Annotated in this window: 16 protein-coding genes and 1 pseudogene; 9 read left to right on the top strand and 8 right to left on the bottom strand. The window is 73.8% G+C overall.

Annotated elements, in window-relative coordinates:
- Positions 1 to 546 precede the first annotated feature (546 nt).
- From A8711_RS06430 to A8711_RS06420, 3 genes are read right to left on the bottom strand one after another with little or no spacing between them, the layout of a single operon-like run.
- Positions 547 to 1497, bottom strand: a complete 951-nt coding sequence (locus tag A8711_RS06430) for a VWA domain-containing protein (RefSeq protein WP_064445352.1) — start codon at positions 1495 to 1497, stop codon at positions 547 to 549.
- Positions 1494 to 2447: a DUF58 domain-containing protein gene (locus tag A8711_RS06425; RefSeq protein ID WP_069087712.1), complete on the bottom strand. Its 954-nt coding sequence runs from the start codon at positions 2445 to 2447 to the stop codon at positions 1494 to 1496. The genes A8711_RS06430 and A8711_RS06425 overlap by 4 nt, the downstream gene beginning before the upstream one ends.
- On the bottom strand, positions 2426 to 3529 hold the full coding sequence (locus tag A8711_RS06420; protein ID WP_043329721.1) for a MoxR family ATPase: 1104 nt from the start codon (positions 3527 to 3529) through the stop codon (positions 2426 to 2428). Before A8711_RS06420 ends, A8711_RS06425 begins: the two co-directional genes overlap by 22 nt.
- Before the next feature lie 253 nt (positions 3530 to 3782).
- Between A8711_RS06420 and A8711_RS06415 the strand changes: the two genes are divergently transcribed.
- From A8711_RS06415 to A8711_RS06405, 3 genes are all read left to right on the top strand, one after another.
- Positions 3783 to 3992 carry a hypothetical protein gene (locus tag A8711_RS06415; RefSeq protein WP_069087711.1) on the top strand — a complete coding sequence of 70 codons (210 nt, stop codon included), beginning with the start codon at positions 3783 to 3785 and terminating at the stop codon, positions 3990 to 3992.
- A 73-nt stretch (positions 3993 to 4065) separates the two neighbouring features.
- Positions 4066 to 4593 carry a PH domain-containing protein gene (locus tag A8711_RS06410; RefSeq protein WP_064445350.1) on the top strand — a complete coding sequence of 176 codons (528 nt, stop codon included), beginning with the start codon at positions 4066 to 4068 and terminating at the stop codon, positions 4591 to 4593.
- Positions 4590 to 6197 (top strand): PH domain-containing protein, encoded by a 1608-nt coding sequence (locus A8711_RS06405; protein WP_369830102.1) that lies wholly within the window; start codon positions 4590 to 4592, stop codon positions 6195 to 6197. The genes A8711_RS06410 and A8711_RS06405 overlap by 4 nt, the downstream gene beginning before the upstream one ends.
- A 13-nt stretch (positions 6198 to 6210) precedes the next feature.
- Here A8711_RS06405 and A8711_RS06400 read toward each other — a convergent pair whose 3' ends face one another.
- Positions 6211 to 7266: a phosphatase PAP2 family protein gene (locus A8711_RS06400; RefSeq protein WP_069087710.1), complete on the bottom strand. Its 1056-nt coding sequence runs from the start codon at positions 7264 to 7266 to the stop codon at positions 6211 to 6213.
- Positions 7267 to 7380: 114 nt separating this feature from the next.
- Between A8711_RS06400 and A8711_RS06395 the strand changes: the two genes are divergently transcribed.
- Together A8711_RS06395 and A8711_RS06390 are read left to right on the top strand one after the other, a co-directional pair.
- Positions 7381 to 7785: a thioesterase family protein gene (locus tag A8711_RS06395; RefSeq protein ID WP_030504258.1), complete on the top strand. Its 405-nt coding sequence runs from the start codon at positions 7381 to 7383 to the stop codon at positions 7783 to 7785.
- On the top strand, positions 7782 to 8609 hold the full coding sequence (locus A8711_RS06390) for an MBL fold metallo-hydrolase (RefSeq protein ID WP_064445347.1): 828 nt from the start codon (positions 7782 to 7784) through the stop codon (positions 8607 to 8609). Before A8711_RS06395 ends, A8711_RS06390 begins: the two co-directional genes overlap by 4 nt.
- Positions 8610 to 8623: 14 nt before the next feature.
- On the opposite strand, the gene A8711_RS06385 is transcribed toward A8711_RS06390, so the two are convergent.
- The gene (locus A8711_RS06385; RefSeq protein WP_199744101.1) at positions 8624 to 9523 is read right to left on the bottom strand and encodes an aminoglycoside phosphotransferase family protein; all 900 of its coding nucleotides are present in this window, start codon (positions 9521 to 9523) and stop codon (positions 8624 to 8626) included.
- Between the two features lie 10 nt (positions 9524 to 9533).
- Positions 9534 to 10043 carry a MarR family winged helix-turn-helix transcriptional regulator gene (locus A8711_RS06380; protein WP_043329717.1) on the bottom strand — a complete coding sequence of 170 codons (510 nt, stop codon included), beginning with the start codon at positions 10041 to 10043 and terminating at the stop codon, positions 9534 to 9536.
- Positions 10044 to 10126: 83 nt separating this feature from the next.
- On the opposite strand from A8711_RS06380, the gene A8711_RS06375 reads away from it, so the two are divergent.
- A complete protein-coding gene (locus tag A8711_RS06375) occupies positions 10127 to 11359 on the top strand; it encodes a multidrug effflux MFS transporter (RefSeq protein ID WP_069087708.1) in 1233 nt (410 codons plus the stop codon).
- A gap of 56 nt (positions 11360 to 11415) precedes the next feature.
- Here A8711_RS06375 and A8711_RS06370 read toward each other — a convergent pair whose 3' ends face one another.
- Positions 11416 to 12345 carry a carbohydrate kinase gene (locus tag A8711_RS06370; protein ID WP_069087707.1) on the bottom strand — a complete coding sequence of 310 codons (930 nt, stop codon included), beginning with the start codon at positions 12343 to 12345 and terminating at the stop codon, positions 11416 to 11418.
- Between the two features lie 335 nt (positions 12346 to 12680).
- On the opposite strand from A8711_RS06370, the gene A8711_RS06365 reads away from it, so the two are divergent.
- The gene (locus A8711_RS06365) at positions 12681 to 13817 is read left to right on the top strand and encodes a lytic polysaccharide monooxygenase (protein ID WP_043329714.1); all 1137 of its coding nucleotides are present in this window, start codon (positions 12681 to 12683) and stop codon (positions 13815 to 13817) included.
- Between the two features lie 60 nt (positions 13818 to 13877).
- Here the strand turns inward: A8711_RS06365 and asnB are convergent, their stop codons facing one another.
- Entirely contained in the window at positions 13878 to 15839 is a 1962-nt protein-coding gene (gene asnB, locus A8711_RS06360; protein ID WP_069087706.1) for an asparagine synthase (glutamine-hydrolyzing), read from the bottom strand.
- Positions 15840 to 15952: 113 nt separating this feature from the next.
- Between asnB and A8711_RS06355 the strand changes: the two genes are divergently transcribed.
- On the top strand, positions 15953 to 17428 hold the full coding sequence (locus A8711_RS06355; protein WP_030504250.1) for an aminopeptidase P family protein: 1476 nt from the start codon (positions 15953 to 15955) through the stop codon (positions 17426 to 17428).
- Positions 17429 to 17740: 312 nt separating this feature from the next.
- Positions 17741 to 18294: pseudogene (locus A8711_RS06350) on the top strand (hypothetical protein); the annotation flags it as partial.

The following is an 18294-nucleotide window of genomic DNA, read 5'->3' as shown; positions in this document are numbered from 1 at the left end:
TCCCCCTCTGCTCCAGTGATCTCTCGGTCCGGTCGGAGCCTAGGGGTTACCGGTAGGTAAGCGCTAACCCGAGCAGGTCACACGCCGGCGCCGCCGGGGTCGGCGGCCGCGCGCGCGACACCCGCACACACCGGTGTACGATCACCGGGTCTGCGGGCCGGTCTGCGCCCGCGTTCCGGGCCCCGCCGACCGTAGGAGGTGATCGCTGTGCGAGATAGCGATCCTCCCAGTCGTGGCCGGGCCCACCGTCAGCCCCGCTGAGCCACGGCTCGGTCGACGCGGCTGACCCGCTTCCCGCCCTCCGCACCGCATCCGCTCTCCGGCGCCCACGCCGGGGCGGCCCTGCCGCGCGGCGGAGCACCCGGTCACGACTTCGTGCGCGTACGCCCCGACCCCCCACGGCCCGTACCGGGCCGACTGTCGCCACGGAGCACACCCATGAGCCGTTACGTCGCCCCCCTGGGTTTCACCCTCGCCGCCGTCTGGGTGGCGGTCCTGTTCGTGCTGGCCGGCGGCGGTCACTGACCACCGCCGGCCGGGCCCGGCTCAGACCAGCCGGGACGTCCAGAGCAGACTCAGCCCGCCCGCGCACAGCGCCAGCAGCAGGGCGACGCCCGCGTACCACTGGGTGATCTCGCGCGGCTCGGTCCGGTAGCCGATCGAGCTGCCCATGTCCTGGTAGACCTGCTTCAGCTCGCTGGCCGACGCGGCCTCGTAGAAGAAGCCCTGGGTGGTCTCCGCGAGCTGGGACAGCGCGGTGCGGTCCACCGGCACCCGCTGGAGCTGCCCGCCGATGTCGACCTGGCCCGAGTCGGTGCCGAACGCGATGGTGGACACCGGCACGTTCGCCGCCTGCGCCGCCGCGGCGGCCTCCTCCACCGACCGGCCGGAGGTCCGGTAGCCGTCGGACAGCAGCACGATCCGGGCCGGCGGGATGCCGGCGGCGCCGTCGGCCGGCACCGAGCGGATCGCCTCCAGGCAGGTGAAGACCGCCTCGCCGGTGGCTGTCGCCTCGGCCAGCACCAGCCCGTCGATGGCGGTGTTCACCGCCGCCCGGTCCTTGGTCGGCGGCACCAGCACGTTCGCGGACTTCGCGAACGACACGAGCCCCAGGTTGTAGCTCTCCGGCAGCTCGCCCACGAACTGCTTGGCCGCCTCCTGCGCCGCCTCCAGGCGGTTCGGCGACACGTCGTCGGCCTGCATCGACAGCGACACGTCGATGGCGAGCATGACGGTGGCCCGCTCCAGCGGCTCGCGGGTGTCGATCGCCGGGCGGGCCAGCCCGGTCGCCAGCACCAGCAGGCAGAGCAGGAACGCGGTGGCCGCCACGTGCCGCCGCCAGCCCAGTCCCTTGGGCGCGACGGTACGCAGCAGGTCGACGTTTGTGAACCGCAGCGCGTACTGCCGGCGGTGCAGTTGCCGCCAGACGTACGCGGCGGCGAGGGCGAGCACCGGCAGCACGGCCAGCAGCCACCACGGTTGCAGAAAACGGATCATCGAGTCGTCCCTCGGGTGCGGGCGTGCCGCTGCGCGGCGACGAAACGCACCATGTCCAGCAGCCAGTCTCGGTCGGTACGCAGGCGCAGGTGGGCCGCGCCCGCGGCGCGCAGCTCGGCGGCGATCGCCCCGCGCTGGGCGGCCGCCGCCTCGGCGTACCGGCGGCGCAGGCCCGGGTCGGCGGTCTGCACCTCGTGCAGCTCGCCGCTCTCCGGGTCGACCACCGGCAGCACCCCCACGTCGGGCAGTTCCAGTTCCCGCGGGTCGACCACCTCCACGGCCAGCACGTCGTGGCGGACCCGCAGCTTACGCAGCGGCCGGCCCCACTGCTGCGGCGGCGCGAGGAAGTCGGAGATGACCACCGCCACGCCGCGCCGCCGGGGCGGCCGGTTGAGCATGTCGACGAGCGCGCCGAGGTCGCTGCGACCGGGCCGGATCTCGGCGCCGGCCACCGCCCGCAGCAGCCCCTGGGCCTCCTTGCGGCCGGCGCGGGCGGGCAGCCGCAGCAGCTTGCCCGGCCCACCGGCCCCGCCGGTGCCGACGACGGCGCCGATCCGGTTGCCGCCCCGCACGGTGAGGTGGGCCAGCGCGGCGACGGCGGCGACCGCCACGTCCCGCTTGAGCCACCGCCCGGTGCCGAAGTCCAGGCTGGCCGACATGTCCACAGCCAGCCAGGTCTCCAGCTCGCGGTCGGCGACCGTACGCCGCACGTGCGGCATGGTGGTGCGGGCGGTGACCGGCCAGTCCATCCGGCGCACGTCGTCGCCGGGCCGGTACTCCCGGGACTCCCCCGCCTCGCTGCCCGGGCCGGGCAGCAGCCCGGCGTAGTCGCCCTGGAGCAGCCCGTCCAGCTTGCGGGTGACCATGAGCTGGAGCCGGGCCAGCACGGCTCCGGAACGGTCGCCGGTGGCGAGCCGGGTGGGCGGGGTCACGGCCGCTGCCCGGGCCATCCGTTGTGCGGCACCGCCGGCGGCGGCGCGGCCTGCTGACGGGGCGCGACGGCGGGCAGCGGGATGGTCGACATCACCCGGTGCACGATGTGGTCGGCCGGCACGTCGTCGGCGAGCGCGTCGTAGCTGAGCACCAGCCGGTGTCGCAGGATGTCCGGCGCGATGTCCTGCACGTCCTGCGGCAGCGCGTAGTCGCGCCCGCGCAGCAGCGCCAGCGCGCGGGTGGCCCGGACCAGGCCGAGCGAGGCGCGCGGGCTGGCGCCGTACTGGATGAGCTGGGCGACGTCGGGCATGCCGTGCTCGGCCGGCGCCCGGGTGGCGAGCACCAGCCGGACCGCGTAGTCGACGAGCGCGTTGTGCACGAAGACCTGGTCGGCCTTGCGCTGCAGGGCGATCAGGTCGGGGGTGTCGAACACCCGGGCCGGCTCCGGCGGGGCGACGCCCATCCGGTAGACGATCTCGCGTTCCTCGGCGTCGGTCGGGTAGCCCACGACGATCTTCATGAGGAAGCGGTCCCGCTGCGCCTCCGGCAGCGGGTAGACGCCCTCCTGCTCGATCGGGTTCTGGGTGGCCATCACCAGGAACGGGTCCGGCACCCGGTGACTCTCGCCACCGATGGAGACCTGCCGCTCGCTCATCACCTCCAGCAGCGCCGACTGCACCTTGGCCGGCGCGCGGTTGATCTCGTCGGCGAGCAGGAAGTTGACGAAGACCGGACCCAGCTCGACGTCGAACTTCTCGCTGGACTGCCGGTAGATCCGGGTGCCCATGATGTCGGCGGGCACCAGGTCCGGCGTGAACTGGACCCGGGCGAACGATCCGCCGACGACCCGGGCCAGCGTCTCCACGGCGAGCGTCTTGGCCACGCCCGGTACGCCCTCCAGCAGGCAGTGCCCCCGGGCCAGCAGCGCGACGAACATCCGCTCGACCATCCGGTCCTGGCCGACGATCACCCGCTTGGTCTCGAACAGCGCCCGCTCCAGCAGCGTGGCGTCCTGCGCCGGGGTGGTGGCCGCCGGGGGCGGGGCGTCCGGCGGCGCCTCGGTCGGGTTCGGCACGTCGGGTGTGGTCGGCTGGGCCACCGGTCCTCCACAGCAGGGTCGTCGTCGCGGCGTGGTGCGTATCAAGACTGTCATGCCTCGCTGAGAGCCGAGGGTGGGAGAGGCACGATTTTCGCCGCGCCGTCCGGCCACGCCGTACCGCCGCACGAAAACGCTGAACACGGGTGGACAAAAAGGGGTCCGCAGTGTGTACGATTCACCCCGTCGCCGGGCGGCTCCCCCCGTGGCCGCCCGGCGCTAAAACTCCCGGCGTGCGACGCCTAGACTCGCCCCGGTGACGACTCCCAACGCCCCCGAAGACGAGCTGATCTGCTCGGCGCGGGGGTGTCGTGCTCCCGCCGCCTACCAGCTCCGCTGGCACAACCCCCGCCTGCACGCGCCCGACCGGCGCAAGACCTGGCTCGCCTGCCCGGCGCACCGGGACTCCCTCGGGGACTTCCTCGACGCACGCGGCTTCCTCCGCGAGGTGGTCCCGCTTCCCTGATCGCCTACGCTCGAAGCGTGAGCGAGCAGACGACCCGAGCCCGTACCGGCGGCGAGCACGGCAGGTCCTCCCGGTGAGCGGTGACGGCCACACCGGCCTCCCGCCCGCGTCGCGCAGCGCGCTGGAGCCCTGGCCGGACACCGTCGACTGGCGGCCGATCTCCCGCGACCTGATCTGGGTGGAGCTGATCCGGCTCGGCATCGGGCTGGCGGTGGCGCTCGTGGTGCTCGGCGTGGCCTGGGCGCTGTCCGGGCACTGGCTGCTCGGCGCCGCCGTCGGCGTGGCCCTGCTGATCGGCGTCTGGCGGGCGATCACCATCGTGCGTGCGGTCCGCGCCTGGGGGTATGCCGAGCGCGACGACGACCTGCTGGTGCGGCACGGTCTGCTGGTGCGGCGGCTCTCCATCGTGCCGTACTCCCGGATGCAGTTCGTCGACGTGAGCGCCGGTCCGCTGGAGCGTGCCTTCGATCTCGCCACTGTGCAGTTGCACACGGCGGCGGCCGCCAGCGACGCCCGGGTGCCGGGGCTGCGTCCGGCCGAGGCGTCCCGGCTGCGCGACCGGCTCACCGCGCTGGGCGAGGACCGGGCGGAGGGCCTGTGAGCGACCGGAGCGATCCCGGCGCGCCGCGGCCCCACGACGACCGGCCCGGGGCGGCGCCCGGTCCCCCACCGCCGGTCGGTCCGGAACAGCCGCCCGGGCCGGGTTACGGCCCGCCCGCCGCGCCGCCCGGCTACGGACCGCCGCCCGGATACGCGCCACCACCCGGTTACGGCCCCCCGCCCGGATACGGGACGGCCGACGCGACGCCCGGGCCGTGGCCCGCGCCCGCTCCGCCGTACCCGGGACCCTGGGGTCCGGCCGCCGCGCCCTCGGCGGACGGCGAGGAACCGCGGCAGCGGCTGCATCCGCTGAGCCCCGCGCTGCACGGCGCGAAGTCACTCGTCGTCGTGATCGCCGGTCTGTCCTGGTCGACGCTGTCGCGGGTCGGGTTCGGCTGGTTCGCCCTGCTGGTCACGGTCTTCGTGCTCGGGGCCACCGTGCTGTCCGTGGTGAGCTGGTGGAACACCGGTTACCACCTGGTGGGCCGGGAGCTGCGCGTGTACGAGGGCCTGCTGTGGCGGCGCACGCGCGCCATCCCGCTGGAGCGGTTGCAGGCGGTGGAGGTGGTCCGGCCGCTGCTGGCCCAGCTCACCGGCCTGGCCGAGCTGCGGCTCGAGGTGGTCGGCGGGGGCAAGACCGAGGCGCCGCTGGCCTACCTCAGCGTGGCCGAGGCCACCGCGCTGCGGCAGCGGCTGCTCGCTGTCGCCGGCCGGGCCCCGACGCCCGCCGCGACCGAGCCGGGCGTGCCGGCCGCCCCGGGTACGCCTGTCGCGCCCGCGCCGGCCGGCCGCCGGCTGCACGTCGTCCGCAACCAGGACCTGCTGGTCAGCCAGTTGCTCACGCCGCAGGCGTTCCTGCTGCCGGTCGGCGTGGTGTTCGTGGGCGCCCAGTTCCTCTCCGAGGGCTCGTGGTCGTTCATCGCGGTGGCGAGCACGCTCACCGCGATGGCGGGTGTGGTGCTGCAACCGGTCCGGCGGGTGCTCGACGACTGGAGTTTCCGGCTCGACCGGGACGACGGCACGCTGCGTGTGCACAACGGGCTGCTGGAGACGCGGGTGCAGACGGTGCCGCTGCACCGGGTGCAGACCGTGCGGGCGACCTGGCCGCTGCTCTGGCGGATGAAGGGCTGGCTGCGGCTGCGGCTGGAGGTGGCCGGCTACTCGGCCGGTGAGCCGGACGACCGCAACCGCCCGGACCGGCTGCTGCCGGTCGGCGACGCCGGCACCGGCGCGATGGTGGTGGCGGAGGTGCTGCCCGGCGTGCGGCTGGACGAACTGCCCGGCACGCCGCCCCCGTCCCGGGCCCGCTGGCTGCGCCCGCTGAGCCGCAAGGTGGTCGGCGCCGGCCTCGACGAGCGGGTGTTCGTGGCCCGGTCCGGGCTGCTGACCCGCCAGCTGACGCTGGTGCCGTACGCCCGGATCCAGAGCGTGCGCGTCACGCAGGGGCCGGCGCAGCGGCTGCTGCGGCTGGCCACCGTGCACGCGGACACCGCGGGCGGGGCCGGGGCGGCGGCGGTCGACCGGGACCTGGCCGACGCCTGGGAGCTGGCCGCGGAGCTGACCGAGCGGTCGCGGGCCGCGCGCCGGGCCGACCACCGCCGCTGACCCGCCAGCGGGGCTAGCGTCGCTCGGCCGGCACCGCGTCCCGGTCGTCGGCGGGGGTGTCGGCCGCGGTGGCGGGCTGCGGCACGCCGGCCGCGCCGGCGGGCTCACCGGCACGCCGGGCCCGCCGCGCCGCCCACCAGCGCTCGGCCAGGCCGACCACCAGGAACGTCATGCCCACGTACGCCCAGCCGACCAGCACGTCGATCAGGTAGTGCTCGCCGCTGTACATCAGCGTGAACGTCATGGCCAGCGGATACGCCAGCATCAGCGGCCACCAGCGCTTGCGCACCGACCGCATGAAGAACAGCACCACGAACAGCGCGAACGCGGTGTGCAGCGACGGCATCGCGGCCACCGGGTTGGAGGCGATCTGCCCGGCGTTGAGCAGGTTGCCCGCGCCGTGCATGCCGATCTCCTTCCACCCCCGGGTGGAGATCCGCGCGACCTCGGTCAGCAGGCCGTTCTGCGCCGCCCACCACGGCGGCGCGGCCGGGTAGGCGAAGTAGGTGACCAGGCCGGCCGCGCACAGGAAGCCCCAGCGGGACATGTACGCGATCCAGCGCCGCCGGTTGCGCATCCACAGCACGGCCGCGGCGGCGAACGTCGCCACGAAGTGCGAGAAGTAGATCCAGCTCACCAGCACGTCCCACCAGCGCACCTCGGACGGGTCGTACAGGCGCTCCTGCAGCCAGATCGTCGGCACCTCACCGCCGGTGAGCCAGCCGGTGAGGAACCGGTCGGCGACGATCAGCTCCATCGCGTGCGGGGTGGCGCCGTTGTCGGCGAAGCCCCGGGACAGGTTGTACGTGGCGAGCAGCAGCACCACCGGGATCCAGTCCCGGGCGAAGCGCAGGTGGCTGCGCCACGGGCGGGCCGAGTTCCAGGCGATGGTGCCGGCCCAGATCCACAGGAACGCGTACGCCGGGTCGGTGGGCAGGCCGATGACGAGCCAGCCCGCCACGAAGGCGACGCCCCAGATGGTCATCGCGATCACACGGCGGCGCCCGCCGTCGGGCGACTCGGTGGTCGCGTCGGGGGCGGGGGTCGGAGATTGTGTCTGCTCGGCCATCGCGGACAAGGTTAACGGCGGGCGACGGGCGGGCCTGCGGGCGGGCGGGGACGACACGGGCGCGGCGGCTCGGACGCCGGACGGCCCCCGTTCATCTGCACTAGGCTCGGCCGCATGCAGGAGCAGCCGGAGTCGCCATTCACGCCGGGCCTGACCGCCCGCGTCGAGCTGACAGTGACCGACGCCGACACCGCGCAGGCGGTGGGCTCCGGGGACGTGCCGGTGCTCGGCACCCCGCGCGTGCTGGCGCTGGCCGAGGCGGCGACGGTGGCCGCCACCGCGACCCGGATGCCGTCCGGGTCGACCACCGTCGGCGTACGGGTGGAGCTGGAGCACCGCGCGGCCACCCCGGTCGGGCGTACCGTGGCCGCCCACGCCGAGCTGGTGAAGGTCGACGGGAAGCGGCTCGTCTTCGAGGTGACTGTCACCGACGGTCCGACAGTGGCGGCGCAGGGCCGGGTCGAGCGGGCGCTGGTCGACCGGCAGCGCTTCGTCGAGCGGGCCCTCGGCCCGTCATGACCGCCGGCTTCACCGAGGTCGCCCCCGGTGTGCACGTGCGACGTGAGCCGCTGCTGGCGGTGAACGTGGTGCTCGTGGTCGGCGACGGCGCGGCGCTGCTGGTCGACACGCTCTCCACGGCCGGGCAGGCGCGGGAACTGGCGGCGGCGGCGCGGGCGGTGACGCCGTACCCGTGGACGATCGTGAACACGCACCACCACTTCGACCACTGTTTCGGCAACGCCACGCTGGCCGGGCCGGACACCGCGATCTACGCGCACCCGCAGGCCGTGGCGGCGCTGCGGGACCGGCCGGACGCGCTGCGCCGCGCCGCGTACGAGGAGATGCGCGCCGAGCAGCCGGCGCTGGCCGAGGAGCTGGCGCGTACCGAGCTGCGGGCGCCGACGCACGAGGTGGTCGAGGAGACGGTGCTCGACGTCGGGGGCCGCCGGGTGGTGCTGCGCCATCCCGGGCATGGGCACACCGACGCCGACCTGGTGGTGCACGTGCCCGATGCGGACGTGCTGGTGGCCGGCGATCTGGTGGAGCAGAGCGGGCCGCCGGCGTTCGAGGAGTCGTACCCGTTGCGGTGGCCGGACGCGCTGGCCGACCTGCTGCGCCTGACCACGCCCGCGACGGTGGTGGTGCCGGGCCACGGCGAGCCGGTCGGCGCGGATTTCGTCCGCGAGCAGCACGCGCAGCTCGCGCGGCAGGCGTGGCTGATCCGCGCCGGGCACACCGGCAGCGCGCCGCCGGAGCGGGTGGCGGCCGAGTCGCCGTTCGGCGCCCGGCCGGGCCTGATCGCCGCCCGCCGCGGCTACGCCGAACTCGACGGCACCGCCTGAGTGGCGGCCCGGGCTCAGCCGGCGTCGGCGAGGATCTCGCGGAGACGGTTGCGGCACTCGGCGACGAACGCCGGGAACGTGTGCCAGTAGTAGGAGACGCCGCTGGCCGCCACCCCGAGCGCCCAGGCGCGGGCCCGTGCCCAGGTCACGTCGTCGACACCGAGCGCCTCCCGGTAGGCGTGCCGGGCCGGCGGCGGCAGGTCCCAGATCGGCGCGTGTTCCGCGTCCGGGAACCCGACGGTCAGCCCGCCGAAGTCGATCACCGCGCACAGCCGGCCGTCGCGTGCCAGCACATTGGTGGGCTTGAGGTCGGTGTGCAGCCAGACGTGCCGGCCGGCGGGTTCGGGCAGGGTGAGGGCGTCGCGCCAGAGCCGGTGCAGGGTGTCGACGTCGGTCTCGTCGCCGATCCTGCTCCGGCAGTCGTCGAGCGCCGCGCTGACCCAGGTGTCACAGGGGTGCAGGCTGCCGCCGCGGTATCCGCTCAGCGCGTCCGCGCGGGTCGCGCCGAGCAGGTCGGCCGCGTGCAGGTGACGTACGAACACCGCCAGGTCGGCGCCGAGGGCGGCCCAGTCCCGGACCGTGCCGGGTCCGACCTCGTCGCCGTGGATCCACCGCTGCACCGACCACGGCAGCGGGAAGGCGGTGGTCGGCGTCCCGGCGTGGAGCGGTTCCGGCACCGGGTACGGCAGCAGTGGCGCGAGCCGGGGCAGCCACAGCTGTTCCTTGCGCAGCGCGCCGGCTTTCTCCGCGGTGCGGGGCAGCCGGACGAGCAGGTCGTCGCCGAGCCGGTACATGGTGTTGTCGGTCCCGGCGCCGGCCGGGGTCAACGGCAGCGCGGCCCACTCGGGGCGCTGGTCGGTCAGCAGCGCCCGGACGATCCCCTCGTCCACAGGTGTCTCGTCCTGGTGCAGCATCACCCGGCGATCATCCGGTGCCGGGCGGCGCGGCGGCCACCGGGTTTCCGGACGTACGGGGGTCCCGTTCCGGGCGGGTGTGTGCCCGCAGCGTGGTGAGCAGCGTGTCGAGGTGCGGGGCGGCGGCCAGGATCGCGTCGCGCGCCGCCGGGTCGAGGTCGGCCAGCGCCTCGGTGAGCAGCGCGGTGCGGTGCCGTTGGTGGTCGGCCATCCGCCGGTGGGCGGCCTCGGTGACGCGCAGCCGGACCACGCGGCGGTCGGCGGGGTCGCGGTCGCGGGCCAGCAGCCCGGCGTCGGTGAGGTCGCGGACCAGCGTGCTCACGGTGTTGGGCGCCGTGCCGAGGCGCCGGGCCACGTCCTTGCCGCTGATGCCCGGCGTGTCCCGGACGAGCAGGAGCAGTTCCACCTGAGCTTCGGGCAGCGGGTCCCGCCCGGCGCGCGCCGTGGACCGGCGGCGCACGAGCCGGTGCAGCTCCCCGAGGACCGCGCCGAACCGCGCGACCTGCTCGTTCGTCGACACGGGGTCACCCGCCTCACATCGCAATAGTTCTGACTACAGAGGTAAGGTACCCGAGCACATCGGATTTCAGGGGGTACCCGCTCGTGAGTCAAGCCGCGCCGCCCGCCGCCCGCCCGTCCGGCGCCGGCGCCACCGCGTCCACCGGCGGCGCGAGCCTGCTGGTGCTGCTCGGCACGCTCACCGCGATCGGCCCGCTCTCGCTGGACATGTACCTGCCCGCGTTCCCGGCCATGACCCGCGACCTCGGCGCCGACCAGGCCGGCATCCAGCTCTCGCTGACCACCTGCCTGATCGGCCTGGCGTTCGGCCAGCTCGTCACCGGGCCGCTCAGCGACCGCTGGGGGCGCCGCCGTCCGGTGCTGGTGGGCGTGGTCGCGTACACCGTGCTGGCGCTGGCGTGCGCGGCGGCGCCGAACGCCCCGCTGCTGGCCGCCGTCCGGTTCGCCCAGGGCCTGGCCGGCGGCATGGGCGTGGTGGTCGCCCGCGCCGTGGTCCGCGACCTCTACTCGGGCCGGGACGCCGCGAAGTACTTCTCCCGGCTCACCCTGGTCTTCGGGGTCGCGCCGATCGCGGCGCCGGGCGTGGGCAGCCTGGTGCTCCGGTTCGGCTCCTGGCGGTCCGTCTTCCTGGTGCTGGCCGCCATCGGCGCGGTGCTGGCCGTCGCGGTCGCGCTGCGCCTGCCGGAGACGCTGCCGGCCGAGCGCCGCAGCACCGGCGGACTGGGGGCCACCGCCCGGACCATGCGGTCGCTGCTCGCCGACCGGGTCTACCTCGGGTACGCGCTGACCCAGGGCTTCGCCTTCGCCGGGCTGTTCGCGTACATCTCGGGGTCGTCGTTCGTGTTCCAGGACGTCTTCGGCGTCTCCGCGGCGGTGTTCAGCGTCATCTTCGGCGTCAACGCGCTCGGTCTGGTGGCCGTCGGGCAGCTGAACGCCCGGCTGCTCGACCGGTTCCCGCCACGCCGGCTGCTGGTCACCGCGCTGGCGGTCGGCCTGGTCGCCGCGGCCGGCGTGCTGAGCGGCGCGCTGACCGACGGCCTCGCGCTGACCGCGGTGGCGCTGTTCGGGTACGTCGGCGCGCTGGGCATGGTGACGCCGAACAGCACGGCGCTGGCGCTGGACGCGCACGCCCGCCACGCCGGCACCGCCGCCGCGCTGATGGGCGGCATCCAGTCGGTCGTCGGCGCGCTGGCCGCGCCCCTGGTCGGGCTCGGCGGCGAGGGCAGCGCCCTGCCGATGGCCACGGTCCTGGCCGGCGCCGCCGTCCTCACCCTGGTCACCGTCCTGACGATGACCCGCACGCGGGCTGAGCGCTGAGCGCGTTAAGAAGGGGCCCCTTCTCTACCTGAGGCGTTAACAAGGGGCCCTTCCTTTCACGGGAAGCGGGCGGTCACCTCCGCGCGGGTGGGCATGGCGGTGGCGCCACCCGGGGACTCGCAGACCACTGCGGCCACCCGCAGCGCGAACGCCACCCGCTCCCGCCAGCCCACCGGGTCGGCCGGCTCACCGGCGGCCAGCAGCTCGGCCACCAGCGCGCCCATCACCGAGTCCCCCGCGCCGGTCGCGTCCACCGCGTCCACCTTCGGCGCGGGCACGCGCACCACGTCGTCGCCGGCGGCGACCAGCGCGCCGTCCGCGCCGAGCGTGACCACGACCGTGCTCGCGCCCAGTTCCCGCAGGTACGCGGCCACGCCCTCGACCGGCTCGTCCGGGTAGAGCAGCCGCGCGTCGGCGCTGCTGAGCTTGACCAGGTGCGCGGCGGCGGCGAACTCGGCGACCACCGCGCGCAGCCCGTCCAGCGCGTCCGGGGCGGTGAGCAGCCGGGGCCGCACGTTCGGGTCGAACACCCGCAGCGCGCCCGCGATCGACCAGGCGCGCCGGGCGGCGGCGAGCACCGGCGGGTCGAGCAGCACGATCGAGCCGCAGTAGAGCACGTCCGCGCCCTCGACCAGCGCCACGTCCAGGTCGTCCGGGCCGAGCAGCGCGTACGAGCGGGGCTCGCCGTAGAAGCGGAAGTCCGGCTCGGGGCCGGCGAAGGTGGCCACCGCGAGCGCGGTCGGGGCCGGCACGGTCACCGTCCCGCTCACGTCCACACCGGCGTCGGTGAGGAAGGCGCGGATCCGTCCGGCCAGCGCGTCGTCGCCGAGCGACCCGACGAACCGCGCGTCTCCGCCGAGCCGAGCGGTCGCCACCGCCACGTTGAGCGGTCCCCCGCCGATCGCCTGCCGGTAGACGGGCTCTCCGTCGCGCTCGGCGTCGAGCAGGTCCACCAGCGCCTCGCCGAGCACCACCGCGTACCCCATCCTGGCTCCCCTCGTCGTCCTACCCCGATCCTGGCTCATACCGGCGCCACCGCGCGCCGGGACCCTGGCATCGAACGGCGCCTATTGCGGGCCGCGCCCGGACGTGGTGGGATGGCGGTGCCGGGTGACGACGCGGGGGCTGCCGCGTCACCGGCCGCCGGGTCGATCCGACGCGAGGGCATCCACGGTCCGTTGGGCAACGGACCGCAGACGGTGCGCGCCCGTCGACGGCCACGGCCGCACTCCGACCGGGCGCGGGCACCGCGATCGTCGCATCCGCTCGTCGCAGCGGGGCGGGCCGAACCGGGCCACGCTCCGCGAGTCAGGAGATCCCCGTGCACCGATCCCGATCCCGTACGGCCGCGTTGCTCACCGCGGCCGCCACCCTGACCCTGGGCGCGTTCGCCCTGGTCACCAACTCCGGACCGGCGGCCGCGCACGGCGCGGCCATGACGCCGGGCGCCCGCACCTACCTGTGCTGGAAGGACGGCCTCACCGGGACCGGTGAGATCCGGCCGAACAACCCCGCCTGCTCGTCGGCGGTGGCCGAGAGCGGCGCGAACTCGCTGTACAACTGGTTCAGCGTGCTGCGCTCCGACGCCGGCGGGCGGACCGTCGGGTTCATCCCCGACGGCAAGCTGTGCAGCGGCGGCAACCCCGGCTTCAGCGGGTACGACGCGGCGCGCAACGACTGGCCGATCACCCACCTGACGGCGGGCCGGTCGATGGAGTTCCGGTACAGCAACTGGGCCCACCACCCGGGCACGTTCTACTTCTACGTGACCAAGGACAGCTGGAGCCCGAACCGGCCGCTGGCCTGGAGCGACCTGGAGGAGCAGCCGTTCCTGCAGGTGACCAACCCGCCGCAGCGCGGCGCGGTCGGCACCAACGACGGTCACTACTACTTCACCGGCAACCTGCCGTCGAACAAGAGCGGCCGGCACATCATCTACTCGCGCTGGGTCCGCTCGGACAGCCAGGAGAACTTCTTCGGCTGCTCGGACGTGACGTTCGACGGCGGTAACGGCGAGGTGACCGGGATCGGCTCGGGCGGCAGCAACCCCCCGACGACCGCGCCCCCGACCACCGCGCCGCCGACCACCGCGCCCCCGACGACCGCGCCGCCGACCTCGCCTCCGCCGGTGACGACCAGCCCGACCATGCCGGCCGGCTCCTGCATGGCGGTGTACAAGGTGGTCACCGCCTGGGGTGGCGGCTTCCAGGGCGAAGTGACGATCATGAACCACAGCACCCGGACGTACTCCGGGTGGACCGCGAACTGGACCTGGCCCAGCGGCCAGACCATCAACCAGGTGTGGAACGGCACGTTGAGCGGCAGCGGGGCGTCGGTGAGCGTCTCCAACGCCGCCTACAACGGCAGCGTCCCGCCGGAGGGCACCACCACGTTCGGCTTCACCGCGAACTTCTCCGGCACCAACACCCTGCCGACGGTCACCTGCACCGGCAGGTGACCCCGTAACGGGAAGGGCCCTCGGGGAACACCCCGGGGGCCCTTCCTCGTCACGCTCGGGTCAGCGGACCATGCTGCCGACGACCGGCTTGGTGAGCAGCGCGGACTGGTTGCGCTGGATGCCCGGGTCGAGCGTCTTGGCCACGAAGATGGCGTGCCAGATGCAGAAGATCAGCACGGTCCACACCTTGCGGGAGTGGTCCGCCTCCTCCCGCTTGTGCTCCTCCAGCAGGCGCATCGCGTACGACAGGTCGATCAGGTCGCCCGCGCCCGAGGTGGACAGCACGTGCCGCGCCCACTCGTACATCTCGCCGCGCAGCCAGACCCGGGTCGGGGTCGGGAAGCCCAGCTTCTTGCGGTTGACGATGGCCGGCGGCACGACGCCCTGCAGCGCCTGGCGCATCGCGTACTTGGTGGCCTCGGAGCGGGGCGGCAGCTTCAGGTCGACCGGGATGCCGGCGGCGACGTTGAACACCTCCCGGTCCAGGAACGGCACCCGCACCTCCAGTGAGTGCGCCATCGAGATCCGGTCGGCCTTGACCAGGATGTCGCCGCGCAGCCAGGTGTAGAGGTCGACGTACTGCATCTTGGTGACGTCGTCCAGCTCGGTGCACTCGGCGTAGATCGGGGCGGTCACGTCGGTGTAGCGCACCGAGGGGTCGTAGCGGCGCAGCAGGTGCTGCTTCTCCTCCTCGGTGAACATCCGGGCGTTGCCGTAGTAGCGCTGCTCGATCGGGGTGGTGCCGCGCTCCAGGAAGCTCTTGCCCTTGACCCCCTGCGGGATCGCCTTGGACACCGCGCGCAGGCCCTTCTGCACGCCGTCGGGCAGGCTGTTCACCGAGTTGAGCGACAGCGGCTCCCGGTAGATCGTGTAGCCGCCGAAGAACTCGTCCGCGCCCTCGCCGGAGAGCACCACCGTGACGTGCTCGGCGGCCTTCTTCGCCACGAAGTACAGCGGCACCAGCGCCGGGTCGGCGACCGGGTCGTCCAGGTGCCAGACGATCTTCGGCAGCGCGTCGATCATGTCCTGCGGCCCGATCTTGGTCGGGATGGTGGTCACGTCGAGGTGCCGGGCCGAGTCCTGGGCCACGTCGATCTCGGAGTAGCCGGGCACGTCGTAGCCGACGGTGAAGGTGAGGATGTTCGGGTTGAACTCGCGGGCCAGCGCCACCACGGCGGTGGAGTCGATGCCGCTGGACAGGAACGAGCCGACCGGCACGTCCGAGCGCATGTGCATCCGGACGCTCTCCCGCAGCGTCTCCCGGATGTCGTGGTAGAGCCGCTGCTCGTCGGAGACCGGGGCCGGCCGGAACACCGGGCGGTACCAGCGGCGCACCTCGATCCGGCCACCAGGGGTCCAGGTCAGGTACTCCCCCGAGCCGATCCGGCTGATCCCCTTGTGCAGCGTGCCCGGCTCCGGCACGTACTGCAGCGTCAGGTAGTGGCTCAGGTTGGCGGTGTCGATGCCCGCGTCGCCCTGGTACGCCGAGTGCGCGAACGGCAGCAGCGCCTTCTTCTCCGACGCGAGGTAGAGGCCGTCCTGGGTCTCCAGGTAGTGCAGCGGCTTGATGCCGAAGTAGTCCCGGGCGCCGAAGGCCCGCCGCTCCTGCCGGTCCCAGATGACGAACGCGAACATGCCGCGCAGCTTGGTGAGCACCTGCTCACCCCAGTAGTGGTAGCCGGCGACGATCACCTCGCCGTCGCCGTTGGTGGCGAACTGGGCGCCGTAGTCGCGGATCAGCTCCTCGCGCAGCTCGATGTAGTTGTAGATCTCGCCGTTGAAGGTGAGCAGGTACCGCCCGCCCGCGTACGGCAGGGGCTCGTGGCTCAGCGCCACGTCGATGATCGCCAGGCGCTTGTGCGCGAACACACCGTCCGCGTACCGGCCGGAGGCGTCGCCGACCACCTCGACCCCGGTCTCGTCCGGGCCACGGTGGTGCAGGCACTCCAGTGCGCCGGCGATGTTGTCGCGGTGGGCGGCGGCGTCGCCGCGCGCGCTGAAGAAGGCCAGGAGTCCGCACATGGCCGCCATCTTTCCACGCGCCGGAAGCCTCCGTCGCGGCACCGCAGGCACCTCCCGCTGTCGTGCGCGCGGTACCGTCTGGACCAGCGACGAGGCTCAGGGAGGGACGGATCATGGCCGAGGAGCGGACGCGACAGGGCAAACCGGCGGACGGTACGGAGTCGCACGACCCGGACTTCCCGGAGGCGTTCCTGTCGTTCATGCGCCAGGGCTGGCGGGACACCGAACTGCCGGTCGCCCCGCGCCCGGAGGCGCCCAACCACGCCAAGCGGCGGGCCGCGCTGGCCGAGGCCTTCCCGGGCGAGACGCTGGTCATCCCCACGGGCAACGAGAAGGTACGCGCCAACGACACCGAGCACCGGTTCCGTCCGGGCAGCGACTTCGCGTACCTGACCGGCGACCTGGAGCCGGACAGCGTCCTCGTGCTGCGCCCGGGTGGCGAGTCCACGCTGTTCATGCGGCCCCGGTCGTCGCGGGTGACCGACGAGTTCTTCCGCAGCCGGCACGGTGAGCTGTGGGTGGGCCGCCGGCCGACGCTGCGGGAGAAGTCCACCGAGCTGGGCCTGCCGACGGCCGACCTGAGCGAGCTGGACGCGACGCTGGCCGAGCTGGCGCCGGGGCGTACCCGGGTGCTGCGCGGTTTCGACGCCCGGGTGGACGCGGCGGTGCGTCAGTACGACGGCGCGCGCGCCGACGGTCAGCCCGGCCGCGACCGGGAGCTGGCCATCGCGATCGCCGAGCTGAAGCTGGTCAAGGACGAGTGGGAGATCGCGCAGCTCCAGGAGGCGTGCGACGCCACGGTGCGCGGCTTCGAGGACGTGGCACGGGCGCTGCCGGCCGACCGCGGCGTCTCCGAGCGGCTGCTGGAGGGCGTCTTCGCGCTGCGCGCCCGGCACGACGGCAACGACGTCGGGTACGGCTCGATCGTCGGGGCCGGCGAGCACGCCACTGTCCTGCACTGGGTGCACAACCACGGCGCCACCCGTCCGGGTGACCTGCTGCTGATGGACATGGGCGTGGAGAACCGCAACCTCTACACCGCCGACGTCACCCGGGTGCTGCCGGTCGACGGCCGGTTCACGCCGTTGCAGCGCCAGGTCTACGACGCCGTTTACGCCGCCCAGCAGGCCGGCATCGAGATGTGCCGGCCGGGCGTGGCGTTCCGGGACGTGCACCTGGCCTCGATGCGGGTGCTGGCCGAGGCGCTGAAGGATCTCGGGCTGCTGCCGGTGAGCGTGGACGAGGCGATGGACCCGGCCTCCACGGTCTACCGGCGGTGGACGCTGCACGGCACCAGCCACATGCTCGGCATCGACGTGCACGACTGCGCCAACGCGCGCAAGGAGAACTACCGGGAGGGACCGCTCGGCGAGGGGTACGTGCTGACCGTCGAGCCGGGGCTCTACTTCCAGCCGGAGGACGAGATGGTCCCCGAGGAGCTGCGGGGCATCGGCGTGCGGATCGAGGACGACATCCTGGTCACCGCGGACGGTCCGGTGAACCTGTCGGCCGGTCTGCCGCGGCGCTCCGACGAGGTGGAGACCTGGCTGGCCGAGCAGCGTGAGGCGGGCCCCCGCCTGCCCGGCTGAGTCCTGCGGGCCGCGATCTTCCGGCGGGCCCCACCACCGCGCCTTCACGGCAGGTGGTGGGGCCCGCCGCCGTCTGGGGGGAGTTGCGGTCCGCTCACGTGGTTGGTCACCGACCGCCGATCGTGGGAGGAATGCGGGCTTTTTTCGGATACGTCTTCCTCGCGAGGAACCTTCTCATACGGTGCTGATCAGAGGCTACAACCGGTTTGTAGCTGGTCGCCCGGCCTGGGGCGGTGCGACCCGTTTGGGAAGAACCGAAAGGGCTCTCATCTCATGTCGAACGATGTAACGACACCCGACGGTGGAGCGCCGATGGCGCCTGCCCCGCGGACGAGCAAGCGGCGGGCGCTCTGGGTCGCCACCGGCGTGGCCGGGCTGACCGGCGTCGTCGGGCTGGCGGCGCTGGGCGGTCTCGCCGCCCGCGACGACAAGTCCGGCACCGAGCCGGTGGCGGACAACCACGCCGCCGCTCCCCAGAACACCGGCAACGACTCCGACGGCGGGTACGACAAGGACGGCAAGGACCGTGGCCAGGAAGGCCGCGACCGCGGCGAGTGGGGCCCGGACAAGGGCGACTGGGGCAAGGACGGCAAGGACGACCACGGCAAGACCCGCGAGGTCGCCTGCGACGACGACGCCCTGATCGACGCCCTCGAACTCGCCAACCGCGACCACGGCGGCACCCTCAAGCTCGCCGAGAACTGCACCTACGAACTCGGCGTCAAGGACCGCAAGTTCGGCTCCGCCCTGCCCGAGATCAAGCAGGACGTCACCATCAAGGGCAACGGCTCCACCATCAAGCGCGACGCCGAAGACACCTTCCGCATCTTCCGCGTCCGCGACGGCGGCGACCTCACCCTCAAGGA

This window comes from Micromonospora sp. II (genome assembly GCF_001709195.1).
In the GTDB taxonomy this organism is placed as follows: domain Bacteria; phylum Actinomycetota; class Actinomycetes; order Mycobacteriales; family Micromonosporaceae; genus Micromonospora; species Micromonospora chalcea.
Note: the sequence above shows the minus strand (reverse complement) of the source record. Positions and strands in the feature narration are given on the sequence as shown.

Coding starts and splice junctions, on each gene's coding strand:
- A8711_RS06430 (WP_064445352.1), bottom strand. CDS start 1,497: ATGATCCGTTTTCTGCAACCGTGGTGGCTGCTGGCCGTGCTGCCGGTG.
- A8711_RS06425 (WP_069087712.1), bottom strand. CDS start 2,447: ATGGCCCGGGCAGCGGCCGTGACCCCGCCCACCCGGCTCGCCACCGGC.
- A8711_RS06400 (WP_069087710.1), bottom strand. CDS start 7,266: ATGGCCGAGCAGACACAATCTCCGACCCCCGCCCCCGACGCGACCACC.
- A8711_RS06395 (WP_030504258.1), top strand. CDS start 7,381: ATGCAGGAGCAGCCGGAGTCGCCATTCACGCCGGGCCTGACCGCCCGC.
- A8711_RS06390 (WP_064445347.1), top strand. CDS start 7,782: ATGACCGCCGGCTTCACCGAGGTCGCCCCCGGTGTGCACGTGCGACGT.
- A8711_RS06385 (WP_199744101.1), bottom strand. CDS start 9,523: ATGCTGCACCAGGACGAGACACCTGTGGACGAGGGGATCGTCCGGGCG.
- A8711_RS06370 (WP_069087707.1), bottom strand. CDS start 12,345: ATGGGGTACGCGGTGGTGCTCGGCGAGGCGCTGGTGGACCTGCTCGAC.
- asnB (WP_069087706.1), bottom strand. CDS start 15,839: ATGTGCGGACTCCTGGCCTTCTTCAGCGCGCGCGGCGACGCCGCCGCC.
- A8711_RS06355 (WP_030504250.1), top strand. CDS start 15,953: ATGGCCGAGGAGCGGACGCGACAGGGCAAACCGGCGGACGGTACGGAG.